At 60.3% G+C, this 14,629-nt stretch carries 12 protein-coding genes; 8 read left to right on the top strand and 4 right to left on the bottom strand.

The features are described 5' to 3' along the window. Positions 1-69: 69 nt before the first annotated feature. Positions 70-1,065, bottom strand: a complete 996-nt coding sequence (locus WH299_RS19960) for an aldo/keto reductase (RefSeq protein ID WP_339551106.1) — start codon at positions 1,063-1,065, stop codon at positions 70-72. Positions 1,066-1,183: 118 nt separating this feature from the next. Here WH299_RS19960 and WH299_RS19955 point away from each other — a divergent pair, with 118 nt between their 5' ends. Then, positions 1,184-2,095, top strand: coding sequence for a LysR family transcriptional regulator (locus tag WH299_RS19955; protein ID WP_122727230.1), 912 nt, complete (start codon positions 1,184-1,186; stop codon positions 2,093-2,095). On the opposite strand, the gene WH299_RS19950 is transcribed toward WH299_RS19955, so the two are convergent. Next, on the bottom strand, positions 2,092-2,997 hold the full coding sequence (locus tag WH299_RS19950) for an AraC family transcriptional regulator (RefSeq protein ID WP_126570350.1): 906 nt from the start codon (positions 2,995-2,997) through the stop codon (positions 2,092-2,094). The two genes, WH299_RS19955 and WH299_RS19950, sit on opposite strands and share 4 nt — an antisense overlap. Before the next feature lie 102 nt (positions 2,998-3,099). Here WH299_RS19950 and WH299_RS19945 point away from each other — a divergent pair, with 102 nt between their 5' ends. Genes WH299_RS19945 through WH299_RS19925 form a run of 5 tightly spaced genes read left to right on the top strand, consistent with a single transcriptional unit; the run spans position 3,100 to position 7,499 of the window. Next, positions 3,100-3,660 carry a carboxymuconolactone decarboxylase family protein gene (locus tag WH299_RS19945; protein WP_122727226.1) on the top strand — a complete coding sequence of 187 codons (561 nt, stop codon included), beginning with the start codon at positions 3,100-3,102 and terminating at the stop codon, positions 3,658-3,660. Between the two features lie 33 nt (positions 3,661-3,693). Beyond that, positions 3,694-4,755: an acyl-CoA dehydrogenase family protein gene (locus WH299_RS19940; protein ID WP_339551103.1), complete on the top strand. Its 1,062-nt coding sequence runs from the start codon at positions 3,694-3,696 to the stop codon at positions 4,753-4,755. Then, a complete protein-coding gene (locus WH299_RS19935) occupies positions 4,752-5,555 on the top strand; it encodes an ABC transporter ATP-binding protein (protein WP_339551102.1) in 804 nt (267 codons plus the stop codon). Before WH299_RS19940 ends, WH299_RS19935 begins: the two co-directional genes overlap by 4 nt. Continuing rightward, positions 5,542-6,741 carry an ABC transporter substrate-binding protein gene (locus tag WH299_RS19930; protein WP_339551100.1) on the top strand — a complete coding sequence of 400 codons (1,200 nt, stop codon included), beginning with the start codon at positions 5,542-5,544 and terminating at the stop codon, positions 6,739-6,741. Before WH299_RS19935 ends, WH299_RS19930 begins: the two co-directional genes overlap by 14 nt. Next, positions 6,738-7,499 carry an ABC transporter permease gene (locus WH299_RS19925; RefSeq protein ID WP_122727217.1) on the top strand — a complete coding sequence of 254 codons (762 nt, stop codon included), beginning with the start codon at positions 6,738-6,740 and terminating at the stop codon, positions 7,497-7,499. Before WH299_RS19930 ends, WH299_RS19925 begins: the two co-directional genes overlap by 4 nt. Positions 7,500-7,553: 54 nt before the next feature. Here WH299_RS19925 and WH299_RS19920 read toward each other — a convergent pair whose 3' ends face one another. Beyond that, positions 7,554-11,312 (bottom strand): membrane-targeted effector domain-containing toxin, encoded by a 3,759-nt coding sequence (locus WH299_RS19920; RefSeq protein ID WP_339551099.1) that lies wholly within the window; start codon positions 11,310-11,312, stop codon positions 7,554-7,556. Positions 11,313-11,410: 98 nt separating this feature from the next. Here WH299_RS19920 and WH299_RS19915 point away from each other — a divergent pair, with 98 nt between their 5' ends. Further along, a complete protein-coding gene (locus tag WH299_RS19915; protein WP_010210250.1) occupies positions 11,411-11,599 on the top strand; it encodes a hypothetical protein in 189 nt (62 codons plus the stop codon). Between the two features lie 6 nt (positions 11,600-11,605). Here the strand turns inward: WH299_RS19915 and WH299_RS19910 are convergent, their stop codons facing one another. Then, positions 11,606-11,986, bottom strand: coding sequence for a fe2+ zn2+ uptake regulation protein (locus tag WH299_RS19910; RefSeq protein ID WP_068932928.1), 381 nt, complete (start codon positions 11,984-11,986; stop codon positions 11,606-11,608). Between the two features lie 237 nt (positions 11,987-12,223). Here WH299_RS19910 and pvdQ point away from each other — a divergent pair, with 237 nt between their 5' ends. Then, positions 12,224-14,509 (top strand): bifunctional acylase PvdQ, encoded by a 2,286-nt coding sequence (gene pvdQ / locus WH299_RS19905; RefSeq protein WP_339551097.1) that lies wholly within the window; start codon positions 12,224-12,226, stop codon positions 14,507-14,509. The last annotated feature ends 120 nt before the right edge of the window (positions 14,510-14,629 follow it).

The following is a 14,629-nucleotide window of genomic DNA, read 5'->3' as shown; positions in this document are numbered from 1 at the left end:
CTTGGCGAGGAGGAGCTTTAGGTACGGTCGTGCAAGAAAAAACAGCGCCCGTTAAGGGCGCTCCTTCGCTTAGATATCCAGCATGGTCATCACGGCTTCCGGGTAACGCAGGCCGGCGGGTGCCTCGACAGGGAAGATCGCTTCCAGCGCCGCCAATTCGGCCGGGCTGAGGCTGATCGCGAGGGCGGCAACGTTCTCTTCCAGGTACTTGCGCTGCTTGGTGCCGGGAATCGGAATAATGAAGTCACCCTGGGCCAGTACCCAGGCCAGCGCGAGTTGACCGGCACTCACGCCTTTGTCGGCGGCCAGTGCTTGCACTTGCTTGACCAGTTCCAGGTTTTTGCCGAAGTTTTCCCCCTGGAAGCGCGGGCTGAAGCGGCGGTAGTCATCGGCACTGAAGTCATCCGGGCTTTGCAGGGCGCCGGTGAGGAAACCACGCCCCAGCGGGCTATAAGGCACAAAGGCAATGCCCAGACGTTGGCAGGCGGCGAGGCAGCCGTTGTGTTCCTGATCACGGCTCCATAGCGAATATTCGCTTTGCAGGGCGCTGATCGGATGCACCTTGTGGGCGCGCTCCAGGGTGGCGGCAGACGCTTCGCTCAGGCCCAGGTAACGCACCTTGCCCTGTTGCACCAACTCGGCCATGGCGCCGACGGTTTCTTCGATGGCGACATCCGGGTCGATACGGTGCTGGTAGTACAGGTCCAGTGTGTCGACGCCGAGGCGTTGCAGCGTGCCGTCAATCGCCTTGCGAATGTACTCGGGGCGACCGTTGACGCCACGCAACGCAGGGTTGGCCGGGTCGCGCACGATGCCGAATTTGCTGGCCAGGAACACCTGGTCACGTTTACCCGTGATGGCTTTGCCGATCAGTTCTTCATTGGTGTGTGGACCGTAGATGTCGGCGGTATCCAGAAAGTTGACACCGAGTTCCAACGCGCGGTGCAGGGTCGCGGTGGCTTCCCGGGTGTCGCTGCCGGGCGTGTAGAAATCGCTCATGCCCATGCAGCCGAGGCCGATGGCGGAGACGAGGGGACCGTTGTTACCGAGTGGACGGGTGTGCATGGGGTCAGCTCCTGATTGGGAAGGCCTGCATTGTCACGCTCGACAAAATCGGGATAAACCGGCTAAAAGCACTAACACTATTCGGTATTTCTAAATAATCAGCTCAAGGAGCCGGCGCTTGGACCGTTTCAATGCGATGCGCGTGTTCACCCGGATCGTCGAACTGCGGGGCTTTGCCAAGGCCGCCGACAGCCTCCAACTGCCCCGTGCCTCGGTGACGGTGCTGATCAAGCAGTTGGAAGCGCACCTGGGTGTGCAGCTGTTACAGCGCACCACGCGGCAGGTCAGCCCGACGCTGGATGGCGCGGCGTATTACCAGCGCTGCGTGCAATTGCTGTCGGATCTTGAGGAAACTGAAGCGGTGTTTTCCGCCAGTCGGCAGAGTCCACGTGGCACCTTGAGCATTGATATGCCGGCGGGTATTGGCCGGTTTCTGGTGATACCCGCACTGCCCACGTTCACTGCCCTGTATCCGCAGATTGAGTTGGAAATCGGCTTGAATGACCGACCCGTGGACCTGATCCGTGAAGGCGTCGATTGTGTGCTGCGCGGTGGCCTGGCACTGGACGATTCTCTCGTGGCGCGACCGCTGGCGATGATGGATCAAATCACCCTGGCCAGCCCCGCTTACCTTGACCGTATGGGTGTGCCCGACACGCTCGACGACTTAGCCCACCATCAGATGGTCGAATACGTCTCGGCCGCCAGCGGCAAACGGTTTGGCTTGGAGTTTCTACTCGCCTCCCAATTGCGTACGCTCAATTTGCCAAAGGTGGTAGCAGTCAACAGCGCCGACGGCTACTTCTGCGCTTGCGAAGCTGGCTACGGGTTGATTCAGGCGCCGTACTATCACGCCAGACAACGACTGGCCCAAGGCACACTGGTGGAAGTACTGCCCCGGTTTGCCGTGCCGACAATGGCCTTGACGGCGCTGTACCCGCCGCACCGCCAACTGTCCCAACGCGTACGGGTGTTTGTGGATTGGCTGGTCGAACTCTGCGCCACCCCCGGCACCGGTTTGCGACGCTAAGCCTGTGCCTTTCGATAGGCGCCAGGCTGTTGCCCCGTCACCTTGTGAAACGCCCGGGTAAACGCGGCCACCGACTGATAACCCACCGCCAGCGAGACATCCGCCACCGTGTGGTCCTGCTTGAACAACTGGCAGGCATGGCGCATGCGCATCATCAGCAGCACCTGGCCCGGTGACTGTCCGCACAGTTCATTGAACCGTTTGAAAAACGCCGAGCGAGACAGCCCGGTGCAAGCGGCCATGCTTTCCAGGGTCCAGGCATTGGCCGGGTGCGCGATCAACTGCTCCAGCAAACCGGCAAACGCCGGCTGCCGACCCAGCGCCGCCAGGCCGCCCAGTTCGCTGTTGTCCAGCACCTGTTGACGCAGTACGTACAGAAACAGCAGGTGGCAAAGCCGTTCCAGCAAGGCCGAAGAGGGCGCAGGCAGGCGCTGGCATTCTTGCAGGATCAGTTCGAACAGGTTGCGCGCTGCGGTCAGTGAGGGATCGCCCGCCCGCAGGATGATCCACGCGGGCAGGGTGTCGACGATCATCGCCGACAGACCGGACTGGAAGTGAAAGAACCCACACACCAGGCCGACGCCATCGCTGGCGGCGCTGTCCAGGGGCACCATTGGCACACGCGGGCATTCCTGTGCACCCACCGCTGTAGGCTCGCCGGAGAGGCGATATTCCAGGTCGCGCAACAGGAACACCGCATCGCCGTTGTCGAGGCGATGAGGCGTGGCGTCGCCGTCGATATGCAGCCAGCACTGGCCCTGCACGATCAGGTGGAAACTCGCGCTCGCCAGGCCATGGGTGCTCGCATGCCAGTCGCCGCAATAACGACCCACATGGAATAGGCTGGTGTCGAGTTCGAGGCTGTCTAATAACCAATCGACAAGTGCACTGGACGAATTCATCTAATGGAAAGACTCAAGAGCAAGTAATCGCTACTTTAGACTATTGAGGCGATTTTTTATAACCAACAGACTGGGTACACGAACCCATCAGGAGACTGCTCCATGTCCCGTGTACCCTTGCTCACCCCAGAAACCGCGCCGGAAGCGGCCAAGCCTTTCCTGGAAAACGCGCTGAAAGGCTCGGGCTTTATCCCCAATCTGCTTGCGGTGCTGGCCAATGCGCCGGCCGCGCTGGAAACTTACATCACCGTCTCCGCTTTGAACGCCAAATCCGAACTTGCCTTGGCCGACCGCGAAGTGGTGCAACTGATTGCCGCCACCACCCACGGCTGCGATTTCTGCGTGGCCGGCCACACCGCCGTGGCGCGTAACAAAGCCAAGTTGCCGGAAGCCGTCATCGAAGCCCTGCGTCAACGCGGCGAGTTGCCCAATGCCCGCTATGAAACCCTGGCTGCCTTTACCCGCGAAGTGATCGCCACCCGGGGTGATGTGAGCGATGCGGGCTATGACGCATTCCGCGCCGTCGGTTACACCGAAGGCCAGGCCCTGGAAGTGATTCTGGGCGTCAGCCTGGCAACCCTGTGCAACTTCGCTAACGTGTTTGCTCGTACCCCGCTGAACCCCGAGCTGGCGCAATACCGTTGGGAAAAATCCGCAAGCTGAAGTTGGCCCACCTGCTGTAAAGGAGAAACAGGAATGCTTGACCCCATCTTGAGCCGTTGGCTCGACATCCAGGCGCAGGCCTTGGACGTGGGCAGTTGCGATCCACAGGAAGTGCTGCCACGGCTAGCAGAGGCCAACGTGTTGCGCATCGGCGTGCCGGCTCAACTGGGCGGCCTGGGCGGCGATGTGGCTGGCGCCGTGGAGGCCATCGCCAATGTCGCCAGCCATTCCCTGGCGGCGGCGTTCGTGTGCTGGGGCCAGCGCTCGTTTATCGAGTATTTGCTGCAGAGTCCGAATGCACGGTTGCGTGAACAGCTGCTGCCGGATTTGCTCAGCGGCAAGTTGGCGGGAGCGACGGGGCTGTCGAATGCGATGAAGTTCTTGTCGGGCATCGAGACCCTGCAGATCAGTGCCGAGCCTTCCAACGATGGCTGGACCCTCAACGGCCGCCTGCACTGGGTGACCAACCTGCGCAAGAACGGTTTTGTCGCGGCGGCGGCCATCGAACTGGCGGAGGGTGGCGCGCCGTTTATCCTGGCCATTCCGGACTCGGTGGCGGGCTTGCAGCGCTCTCGCGATCTGGAACTGCTCGGCTTGCAGTCAAGCAACACGGCGGCCCTGGATTTGGATGGCGTGGAGCTGAGCCGCGATTGGCTGCTGCATGAAGACGCACGCACATTCCTGCCGGCGGTGCGCCCGGCGTTCCTGGGCCTGCAGTGCGGGATGTCCATCGGGTTGGCACGTCGTTCCCTGGCGGAAGTCGCCAACCATCTGGGCGCGACCCGCACGGTACTGCGCGAAGAGCTGGAAACCCAGCGCGTGACCCTGGACCACTTGGTCAGCGACTTGAAAAGCGGCCTGCTTGCCGGGCGTTTTGCCGCCGAACCGGTGCCGTTGTTCAAGCTGCGCATCGCCCTGGCGGAGACTGCCGCCAGCGCCGTGCAACTGGAGTTGCAGGCCAGCGGCGGCAAGGCCTATCTCACCGCCCACGGCAATGGTTTTGCGCGACGTTGGCGTGAGTCGGCGTTTGTGCCGATCGTGACCCCAAGCCTGGTGCAATTGCGTACTGAACTGCAGCGTCAGGCCAACCTATGACAAGTGCCGTACTGAGCGCCCAGGGGATCTGCCTGGGCTATGCCAGCGGGCCGGTGTTGCAGCACTTCGACCTGCACTTGCAACCCGGTGAAGTGGTGTCGATCCTCGGTCCCAGCGGCGTGGGCAAGTCCAGTCTGTTGCGCGTCCTCGCCGGTTTGCAGGCACCGCAAGGCGGCAGTGTGCGCGTGTTGGGCGAGCCCTTGAATGGTCCCCATCCACGCGTGGCGGTGGCGTTCCAGGACCCGAGCCTGTTGCCCTGGCTGAGCCTGGAAAAGAACGTCGCCTTTGGCCTGGATTTCTCCCGGCAACCCCATTTGAGCGCTGACGAGCGCCGCCAGCGCGTCGATCATGCCATTGCCGCCGTCGGCCTGGAGCATGCGCGCCAGCACTTCCCGGCGCAGCTGTCCGGCGGCATGGCCCAGCGCACCGCATTGGCCCGTTGCCTGGCGCGCCAGCCTCAGGTGCTGTTGCTGGATGAACCCTTCGGCGCCCTGGACGAAGTGACCCGCGCCGACATGCAGCGCCTGCTGCTCAAGGTCAACCGCGAACAGGGTTCGGCGGCGGTGCTGATCACCCATGACATTGACGAAGCGCTGCTGCTGTCCGATCGCATCTTGCTACTGGGCAACCGCCCAGCGCGGGCGTTGGGTGAATGGCTGATCGACCTGCCGCAACCCCGCGAAGAACAGGTGGAAGCCATCGGCGCGCTGCGTATCGACATCCTTAAAACCTTACGGCAGGCGAGCCGCCCTCAACCCAACCCCCTTGATCTGCTGGAGCCTGCCCATGTGCCTGGATGACCTGACCCATTCGCGCCGCGACTTTCTCAAACTCTCCGCCGTACTCAGCGCCGCCGGTGCCTTGCCGCTGCTGAGCAGTTTGCAAGCCCGCGCCGCCAACGAGCCGGATGCGCCGGTGCGCATCGGCTACCTGCCGATCACCGACGCCACGCCGTTGTTGGTGGCGCACAACAATGGCCTGTTCGAGGCCGAAGGCATCAAGGCTGAACGCCCGGTGTTGCTGCGCAGTTGGGCGCAGGTGATCGAGGCGTTCATCTCGGGCCAGGTCAATGTGATTCACCTGCTGTCGCCGATGACTGTATGGGCACGTTACGGCAGTAAGGTCCCGGCCAAGGTGGTGGCCTGGAACCATGTGGGCGGCTCCGGCCTGACCGTGGCGCCGGGCATCACGGACGTGAAACAGCTGGGCGGCAAATCGGTAGCAATTCCGTTCTGGTATTCGATCCATAACGTGGTGGTGCAGCAGTTGTTCCGCGACAACGGCCTCACGCCAGTGGCGCGGGCGGCGGGCAGTGCGATTGCGGCCAATGAGGTCAACCTGATCGTGTTGCCACCTTCGGACATGCCACCGGCCCTGGCCAGCCAGCGCATCGATGGGTATATCGTCGCCGAGCCGTTCAATGCCCTGGCGGAAAACCTCAAGGTCGGCCGCGTGCAGCGCTTTACCGGCGACGTGTGGCGCAACCACGCGTGCTGCGTGGTGTTCATGCACGAACACGACCTGGTCAACCGCCCGGAGTGGTCGCAGAGGGTGGTGAACGCCATCGTCAAGGCGCAGGTCTGGACTCGCGACAACCGCGAAGAGGCGGTGAAGTTGCTGTCCAAGGACGGCCCGAACCGCTACACCCCGCATGCCGAGCCGGTATTGAGCAAAGTACTCGCACCCGCCGCAACTGACCGTGCCGCCTACCTGGCAGACGGTGCGATCCAACACGGCAATTGGAATGAGCACCGTATCGACTTCCAACCTTATCCATTCCCCAGCTACACCGAGGAGTTGGTGCGGCGTTTGAAAGACACCCTGATCGAGGGCGACAAGGAATTCCTCGCTGACCTCGACCCGGGCTTCGTCGCCAAGGACCTGGTGGACGACCGCTTCGTGCGCAATGCCATCGAGGCCGTGGGCGGCATGAAGACCTTTGGCTTGCCGGACGGCTATGAGCGACATGAGGAGATCGGCGTTTGAACAACCGTGAAATCCCGGGCTGGTTGCTCGGGCTGAGTGGCTTGGCGGGGTTGCTGTTGCTCTGGTGGCTGGGGGTGAAGGTGTTTGGCGCGACGGATGGGTTGTCTGCGCGTTTTTCCCTGGCCGCCACCTTCAGTAGCCTGTGGGAATTGCTGGGGCGCGGTGAGCTTTATCTGCATATTGCTGTGAGCCTGAAGCGCATCTTTGTCGGGTTGTTCCTGGCGTTGTTGGTAGGCGTTCCGTTGGGGCTGCTGGTGGGCAGTTCGCGCAAGCTGGAAGCGGCGACTACGCCGGCCTTTCAGTTCCTGCGCATGATCTCGCCGCTGTCGTGGATGCCCATCGTAGTGATGCTGATGGGGGTAGGGGATCAGCCGATCTATTTCCTGCTGGCGTTTGCCGCCGTGTGGCCGATCATGCTCAACACCGCTGCCGGCGTGCGCCAGTTGGACCCGCGCTGGTTACAGTTGAGCAGCAGCCTGAGTGCGACGCGCTGGGAGACCTTGCGCCGGGTGATCATTCCCGGTGTGGTCGGGCACGTGCTGACCGGCGTGCGTTTGGCCATCGGTATCTTGTGGATCGTGCTGGTGCCGTGCGAAATGCTCGGGGTCAGTGCCGGGCTGGGGTATTACATCCTCGACACCCGTGATCGGCTGGCCTACTCGGAGCTGATGGCGATGGTGCTGCTGATCGGGTTGCTGGGCTTTGCGCTGGATGCCTTGGCGCGTTGGCTGCACCAGCGTTGGGTGCACAGCGCGTAAAGTTTCCAGCGACCGGAGCTTAGAAAACACCGCCTCGGCTCCGGTCTGCCTCGTTTAAACTTTTACATCGATCTGCAGATCGCCTGCCGACATGTCGGAGCCGGATAGCATGGACGATGGAACTCTGGGCACGTTCGCCTTGCGTACCGCACTCTGGGGAATCGCCGCGTTTTGATAGACCGAAATACCGATGCCCCCGGTTAGTTCGGCGATGCCAGGGACACCTTCCGAGGTGTTCATGTGCGCTCGACCTACCCAAACGACCGATTTTCCTCCCAGTTCATTTTTCATGACTTGTCTGGCACCGTAATAGTTCATCTCTTCAAGACGTTGTTTGGACAACGCTTTGAAGGCAGTAGAGGATTTTGGCTGTGTATGCAATGGGGAAAAATAGCCGGGGGTGTCTGAATGCCCAGTCAAATAGCGATGTTCGAGCGGCATGAGTTCTATATCGAACTCATCAGCCACTTTTTTTAACTCGTCATAAATGGTGCTTCCACCGGCCCGGTTTTTGATGTTGTTTGCGAGCGTCGCATCTGCGATCAGGCCATACGCATCGAGCGTGGCACCTTCCAGGTAAATGGCGTTGACGCCCGAGTCCTTGAAGGTTTTCATGGCGTCACGCATCAGCACCAGGCTTGCGACTTCGCTATGGTTTTCGCCAAACACCAGCACATCGGTTTTAGTCAGTGCGTCGGCAATCATTTCGTTAGGGCGTGTTGATGCGGTGATATCAGGTATCACGGGGCGTGGGGGCATGCCTCCCGCAGCCATATCTTTATAGAAACCGTTCATTTCCAGAGTGAATTTCTCTCGGGTGAAGGGCAGTCTATCGGCCGCGAAGTGATCGGGTATCAGGGCACCATTGGTGCTGGCGCTGGTCGCGTACTCATCTGAGGGCAACGGTTCTCGAGGGCGGGTATCCGGTTGTTTGGGGCGAGCAGGCCTGCTTATCGGATTGTAGCGTGCGCTGTGACGCGTTCGTGGGGACGGCGGCATCAGCACATCCCTGGGGGTAAAATCTTCGAGGGGGGGGCCGTAAGGCTGTTGCTGGCCTGAATCGAAGGCGAACCATTTGCCCTCATGTTGCACCGCACTGCCTTCCAGGCGTCTTCCTCCCTGGTTGATGATGCCGGTTGCGGCCGCGTCAAACCGGTAACTCGCGTCAACCAGGTCACTGCCATAGGCCATGCCGCGCAGGCGCTGAACGCCTTCACCGACAGCGCTGGCACCGGCCAACGTCAGTTTTCCCGCACCTATCGCCAGATCGCCTACACCGCTCAAAGGATTAAGCGCACTCAACGTATTGGCCCCGATTATTCGGGTTGCGCGCAGTACTGAGGCCAAGGCAGAGCCGCCCTTGCTTGCACCGCTCACCACTTTTGCCACCGTGCCCACGCCTGCGGTAACCAGCCCGAATACATCGAACGCCAAGTCCGTGATGCCGTCCTTATAGTTGCCCTTCTGGAAGTTGACGATGGCGGACCTGAAAGGGATAAGGTCAAGCAAAAAATTGCCAATTGAATCGAGGGTGTCAGTGCGTTTTTCCGATCCTGTTCTGCCGGCGGCCTGGCGTTTGACGGAGTCGCTGTCGATCTCCAGCCCTTTGACGACCGTTGCGGCGACTTGCTGAACCCTTGAGTTGCGAAAGTGGTTGGGAGGCCTGCGGCTGTGCTCTCGGGCTACGGTCACGTTACGGTTGGCTGCGTCGGGGTAGTATTCCTCGAACTTAACGACTTCTGGACCTCTGACGTCATTTTTAGGTTCTCTGCTGGATTGATCTGCTGGAATCCTCTGGAGGGTGCCCTTCTCGGTATCGAAGGCATAAGACTGAATTTTTCCCTCTCGCTTGGCTTCCACTCGTATCGTTTTACTTGTATGGAATAATCGATCGGAAACGAATGGGTTGCTTGATTTCATGTAACTCTTTTCCGTGAAAAACCTGAGCTCGCCAAAGTTGAATTGGTCACGATCCTCTAAAGGAGCATGCGTGATCGCATTCATTATCAGGTTCTTCTTGATGGCCTTGTAGTGATCAGTCACGTTGTCAAAGGCTGTGTCGAACGCAGCAGGAATATTGAATTCATTGCTATGGGTAAATGCAGTGAATGCTTCAAGATCAAGTGTGTTTGTTCCGAACACTTGCCAACTGTCGTGGAGTTTCAGCCCCTGCATGGTGACGTCCAGCATTGAATATGGATCGCTGAAACGCATGCCTCTGGTTTCGGAGCCGTAGTTGATGCGTAGTATTTTTTGTTCAAAGTCGATGCCATCCCCCCATTTTTTTTTCAGCAGGTCCAACGCCATTGCTTTTCGATCGGGCATCGGAATGTCGAGCAGTTCGGAGGCTGCTTTCACGTCACTGTGTTGCTGGTTGAACACGGAGCGGGCGTGTTCTATCACCCCGGCGGTGTATTCCTCATCTTCGTATTTAGCAACTACTTGATTGGCAACGGCCCAGTCGATCAATACCGCTTTCTGGGTCGATTCACTGGCCGGCAATTTGGTTTCGGCATCCCGCATGACCTCACCAAAACTCATCGAGGCGGTCTTGCCTGGGCTGTCGGCTTCGACCCTGGCCACTGCCAGGCACAGATTCGCCCACGCCTGGGTGCCGATATTGACCCCTTCGGGAATGTCCTTGACCAAAAACTGCGGTGCGACCCGCGCCAGCAGGACGCGTGCTCCCAACTCGGGTACCGAGGTGCGACTACGCAGGTGCTCCGCAAGCGCGCTCACCACGTCTGCGGGCGCCCTGTTCCAGTAGGTGTCGGCAGCGAGATTGAAGCCCGCGACATGGTTGCGCACCGGACGGTCGATGGACTCGGGGTCAAGGCCCAGATGGATGGCCGCCAAAATACCCTCGTTGGCGCTGCGGTCCGTGGGAATACTTCCGAGAGTGCGCTGGATCGCTTCGCCCAGCGCCTGCGATCTGTTCGAGTCGAGCAGTTTTTCCAAGGCCTTTGCCGGGTCTTGCATGTCGGTTGTCGAAAGTCGCACCGCACCGGCCAGGTAGTCCAACGCGCCCCAACGAGGATTTATCAGCGGCAAGCCGTGCAGGTTGGCGTTGTTGCTGCGAACGACGTCGAGCACTTTGCGCTGGTTTACTTCGCTAAGGGGGTTGGCCCAGGACAACGCGCCAGCGAAGTTGCCTAAGGGGTGCGTCAGCGTGTGATCGATGAGTGCCCCCGCCAAGTCCTGCAACTCAATCCCCGTAGTTGGCATGTAAGTGCCCTTGGACTGGATGAACGCTTCAAGACTGACGCTGGGCTGCATCAGGTTCTGATCGCGGCGAAACGAGGAGTTGGGATGGATCGCCACGCGGTTTTCCTTGAGAACGGCAATCACATCTGTCGGCCCAGCGTTCGCAGGGAGTTTTTCGAAGGCTGCAAGAAGTGCCTGGGCCAGTTTCTGCAAGTCGCTCCGGTCCGCCAGGGCGACTCTCAGCGCTTGCCGCCCGTTTGGCAGCGCGACCTCAGGCTCCGATGGGGATTCGGGTGCTGGTTGAGGTTCAAGAGATTGTTCGGTGTTGCTCAGGAGTATGGAGGGTGGAGCGTACGTGGAAGGCTGCTGGCTATTGAACGAAATCAAAATCTTCACCTCTCTGAAATGCACATGGGCGCGCAAGCTAAGCGCACTGTTGGGTGTGCGATTCAGAGTCAGCTGTTCCTGTCGGGAGGCCCAAGAAGTGTGAGAGAAGAATTCAGTGTCGGAAGGTAATTTAGTCAGGATAGCGAAAACGGTAGGTGTTCCTTGGGGCGGCAGGATCAATCTGGCGTGGGGCAAGCCAAAGAATTTAATCCCCTGTAACATGAAGCGCTTCCGACGTCCGTCCATTCCGTTCACTGAATCAGTGCGGGGCAGGTTCGGCGATACACCGCAGTTGCATTTATCAGTTTCAGGAACCCGTCATGACACAAAAGCAGCGTTTGAAATATTCGATTCTGATTGCCCTGGCCGTACTGGCGACGATGTTTGGCCTGTCCTATTTGCAGAACACCGGGGTTATCAGTGAGAAGACATTCCAGACCATCGCCATTGCCGTCGCCGTGGTTGTAGTCGTGATCAACGGCATCATGCGCCGCAAGGTCAAGCTATAAGGGCGATCAAGCGCGACCTTCGAGCACCTTGGCAGCCTCTTCATGGAGGCTGTAGCTTTTATCCGCATTGAGGGTGATCACGCCCTCGCTGCACAGGCGCTTGAGCACCTCGCGCACGCTGAGAAACGACAACGGGATGCCCAGCTCCAGCAGATGACTGTGCACACCGCGTACCCCGAGGGTGCGCCTGTTGTCGGCGGCGGTGAGCAGGGCGTCGATGACCTTCAGCCGGATCAGGCTGGTGCGCAAGCCAAAACACTTGAGCAGGTGGCGGATACGCTGGTTGCCTTGTTGTTCGGGCGCTTTGCCGAACGCTTGTGCGCCGTTGCCGAAACTGGCCTCGGCAGCCGGTGAATGTCCATCCGTGGGCACTTGCGGGTTGTACATGCAAAAACTCCTTATCAGAGCCTGATCAGGAAAAAATGAGCGCTCTTGGTTAATAAGACGAACGAGCGAGCGAAATCATGAAGTCCCGGATGTAGAAATTTTGTCGGTATCGGTTTTGTCACATCTGCGCCGCCTTAAATAAACGTGCCGTCGCGCTAAATTATTCCTGGTGATTTGCGTTCTTACGGTGGGGTCATTACCCCTTGTGAGGCGGTTAAATCTGACGGTGGAGTTTGCGTGATTATTTCCAATGGGTTGTCCAGGGTATGTGTGGCGGGCGTGTTGCTGGGCTTGAGCCTGGCCGTCTCGGCGCGGGAACAAGTGACGCAAGCCTCGGCGGATATCCGGCGTACCAGTTACGGCGTGCCGCACATTCGCGCCAGCGATGAGCGTGGCCTGGGCTTCGGCATCGGCTACGCCTACGCCCAGGACAACCTGTGCCTGCTGGCCAATGAAGTGGTCACGGTGAATGGCGAGCGCGCCAAGTTCTTCGGCCCCGAGCAGGCGACCCTGGAAGAGCGCAACAACCTGGCCAGTGATGTGTTTTTCACGTGGCTCAATACGCCGGAATCGGTCGCCGCGTTCTGGAAAGCGCAAAGCCCGCAGATCCAACAGCGTATCGAAGGTTACGTGGCCGGCTACAACCGCTACCTGAAAGAGCAGGGCGCTCCGGCGCAGTGTCAGGCGGCGTGGGTGCGGCCCTTGGTGGCTGAAGACTTGGTCAAGCTGACCCGTAGGTTATTGGTGGAAGGCGGTGTCGGCCAATTCGCTGAAGCCCTGGTCGGTGCGACGCCGCCCCACGCCACAGCCAGTGTACCGACCGACTCAAAAGCCTTTGAATTGACCGCCGCCAATCAGCAGCGCTTCGCCTTCGATCGCGGCAGCAACGCCGTGGCGGTGGGCCGCGATCGTTCGTTCAACGGGCGCGGCATGCTGCTGGCCAACCCGCATTTCCCGTGGGTGGGCGGCATGCGCTTTTATGAAATGCACCTGACCATCCCCGGTCAGCTGGATGTCATGGGCGCGGCGTTGCCGGGCCTGCCGGTGATCAATATCGGCTTCAACCAGCATGTGGCGTGGACCCACACCGTGGACACGTCCAAGCACTTCACCCTGTATCGCCTGACCCTGGACCCGAAGGATTCCACGCGCTATCTGCTCGATGGCAAATCCGTCGCCCTGGATAAAACCACGGTGACGGTGCAGGTCAAACAAGCCGATGGCAGCCTCAAGGGCCAGTCGCACACCGTCTATAGCTCGCAATTCGGCCCGGTGGTGCAATGGCCGGGCAAGCTCGACTGGGACAGCCATTACGCCTTCAGCCTGCGTGACGCCAACCTGGGCAACGACCGCGTGCTGCAACAGTGGTACGCGATGAACCGCGCAGGCAGCCTCGACCAACTGAAAGCCTCGGTGCACACCCTGCAAGGTATCCCGTGGGTCAACACCCTGGCCGCCGATGACCAGGGCCAGAGCCTGTACATGAACCAGTCGGTGGTGCCCAACGTCAGCGCGGCCAAACTCGCACAATGCAGCGACCCACGTGCCGGCCTGCAGATGATCATGCTCGACGGCGCCCACAGCGCCTGCGCCTGGGACGTTGACCCACGCGCAGCCCAGGCCGGCATCTTCGCGGCCGACCAACTGCCGCAACTGCAACGCACCGACTACGTCCAGCACTCCAACGACTCGGCCTGGCTGGCCAACCCCAAGGCGCCACTCACCGGCTTCTCCCCGGTGATCAGCCAGGACCACATCGGCCTTGGCCCGCGCGCGCGTTTTGCCTTGCAACGCCTGCAAACCCTGGACAAACCGATCAGCGTCACCGACCTGCAAAACATGGTGATGGACAACGAGGTGTACCTGGCGAGCCAAGTCATGCCCGACCTGCTCGCATTCTGTGCCAAAGACCTCGGCGCCGACGCGACTGCGCTGCAACCCCTGTGCACCCACCTGAAAAACTGGGACCAGCACGCCAACCTCGACAGCGGCATCGGCCTGGTGCACTTCATCAACCTGGTGCAACACCTGCAGCAAATTCCCGATGCCTGGCGCGTCGCCTTCGACCCGGCGCAACCCCTCACCACGCCACGTGGCCTAGCCATCGACCGCACCGATGTCGCCAAAGCCCTGCGCGAAGCCATGCTGGCGTCCACCGCCGACGTCGCCAAACTCGGCCTCACCGCCGACAGCACCTGGGGCGACTTCCAAGTCTCCGGCCAAACCCCGATCCACGGCGGCCCGCAAGAACTGGGGATCTACAACGCCATGCAAACCGTGCCCCGCGCCGACGGCAAGCGCGAAGTGGTCAGCGGCACCAGCTACCTGCAAATCGTCACCTTCGACGACGAGGGGCCTCATGCCCAAGGCGTACTCGCGTTCTCCGAGTCCAGCAACCCGGCGTCAGAACACGCCAAGGACCAGACCCAAGCCTTCTCCCAGAAAAAGCTCAGCCCGTTGCCCTTCACCGAAGCGCAAATCAAGGCCGACCCGCACTATCAACAACTGCGCATCAAGGAGTAGGGCAGGTGCGCAACCCCTTGATGCCAATACGAAATATTTTTGAAATCAAGGGGTTGCACGCATTGGCAAATACGTACATAATGGCGCCCATCGAACGCAACGAAGCATTAAAAACTTCAA

The organism is Pseudomonas sp. MYb541 (genome assembly GCF_037479595.1).
Classification (GTDB): domain Bacteria; phylum Pseudomonadota; class Gammaproteobacteria; order Pseudomonadales; family Pseudomonadaceae; genus Aquipseudomonas; species Aquipseudomonas canadensis.
The sequence above is the reverse complement of the archived record's forward strand: the minus strand, read 5'-3'. Positions and strand labels throughout refer to the sequence as shown.

What these genes read in the sequence shown, in the direction of transcription:
- WH299_RS19960 (WP_339551106.1), bottom strand. Translation starts at nt 1,065, where the DNA reads ATGCACACCCGTCCACTCGGTAACAACGGTCCCCTCGTCTCCGCCATC.
- WH299_RS19950 (WP_126570350.1), bottom strand. Translation starts at nt 2,997, where the DNA reads ATGAATTCGTCCAGTGCACTTGTCGATTGGTTATTAGACAGCCTCGAA.
- WH299_RS19945 (WP_122727226.1), top strand. Translation starts at nt 3,100, where the DNA reads ATGTCCCGTGTACCCTTGCTCACCCCAGAAACCGCGCCGGAAGCGGCC.
- WH299_RS19940 (WP_339551103.1), top strand. Translation starts at nt 3,694, where the DNA reads ATGCTTGACCCCATCTTGAGCCGTTGGCTCGACATCCAGGCGCAGGCC.
- WH299_RS19935 (WP_339551102.1), top strand. Translation starts at nt 4,752, where the DNA reads ATGACAAGTGCCGTACTGAGCGCCCAGGGGATCTGCCTGGGCTATGCC.
- WH299_RS19930 (WP_339551100.1), top strand. Translation starts at nt 5,542, where the DNA reads ATGTGCCTGGATGACCTGACCCATTCGCGCCGCGACTTTCTCAAACTC.
- WH299_RS19920 (WP_339551099.1), bottom strand. Translation starts at nt 11,312, where the DNA reads ATGTTACAGGGGATTAAATTCTTTGGCTTGCCCCACGCCAGATTGATC.
- WH299_RS19915 (WP_010210250.1), top strand. Translation starts at nt 11,411, where the DNA reads ATGACACAAAAGCAGCGTTTGAAATATTCGATTCTGATTGCCCTGGCC.
- WH299_RS19910 (WP_068932928.1), bottom strand. Translation starts at nt 11,986, where the DNA reads ATGTACAACCCGCAAGTGCCCACGGATGGACATTCACCGGCTGCCGAG.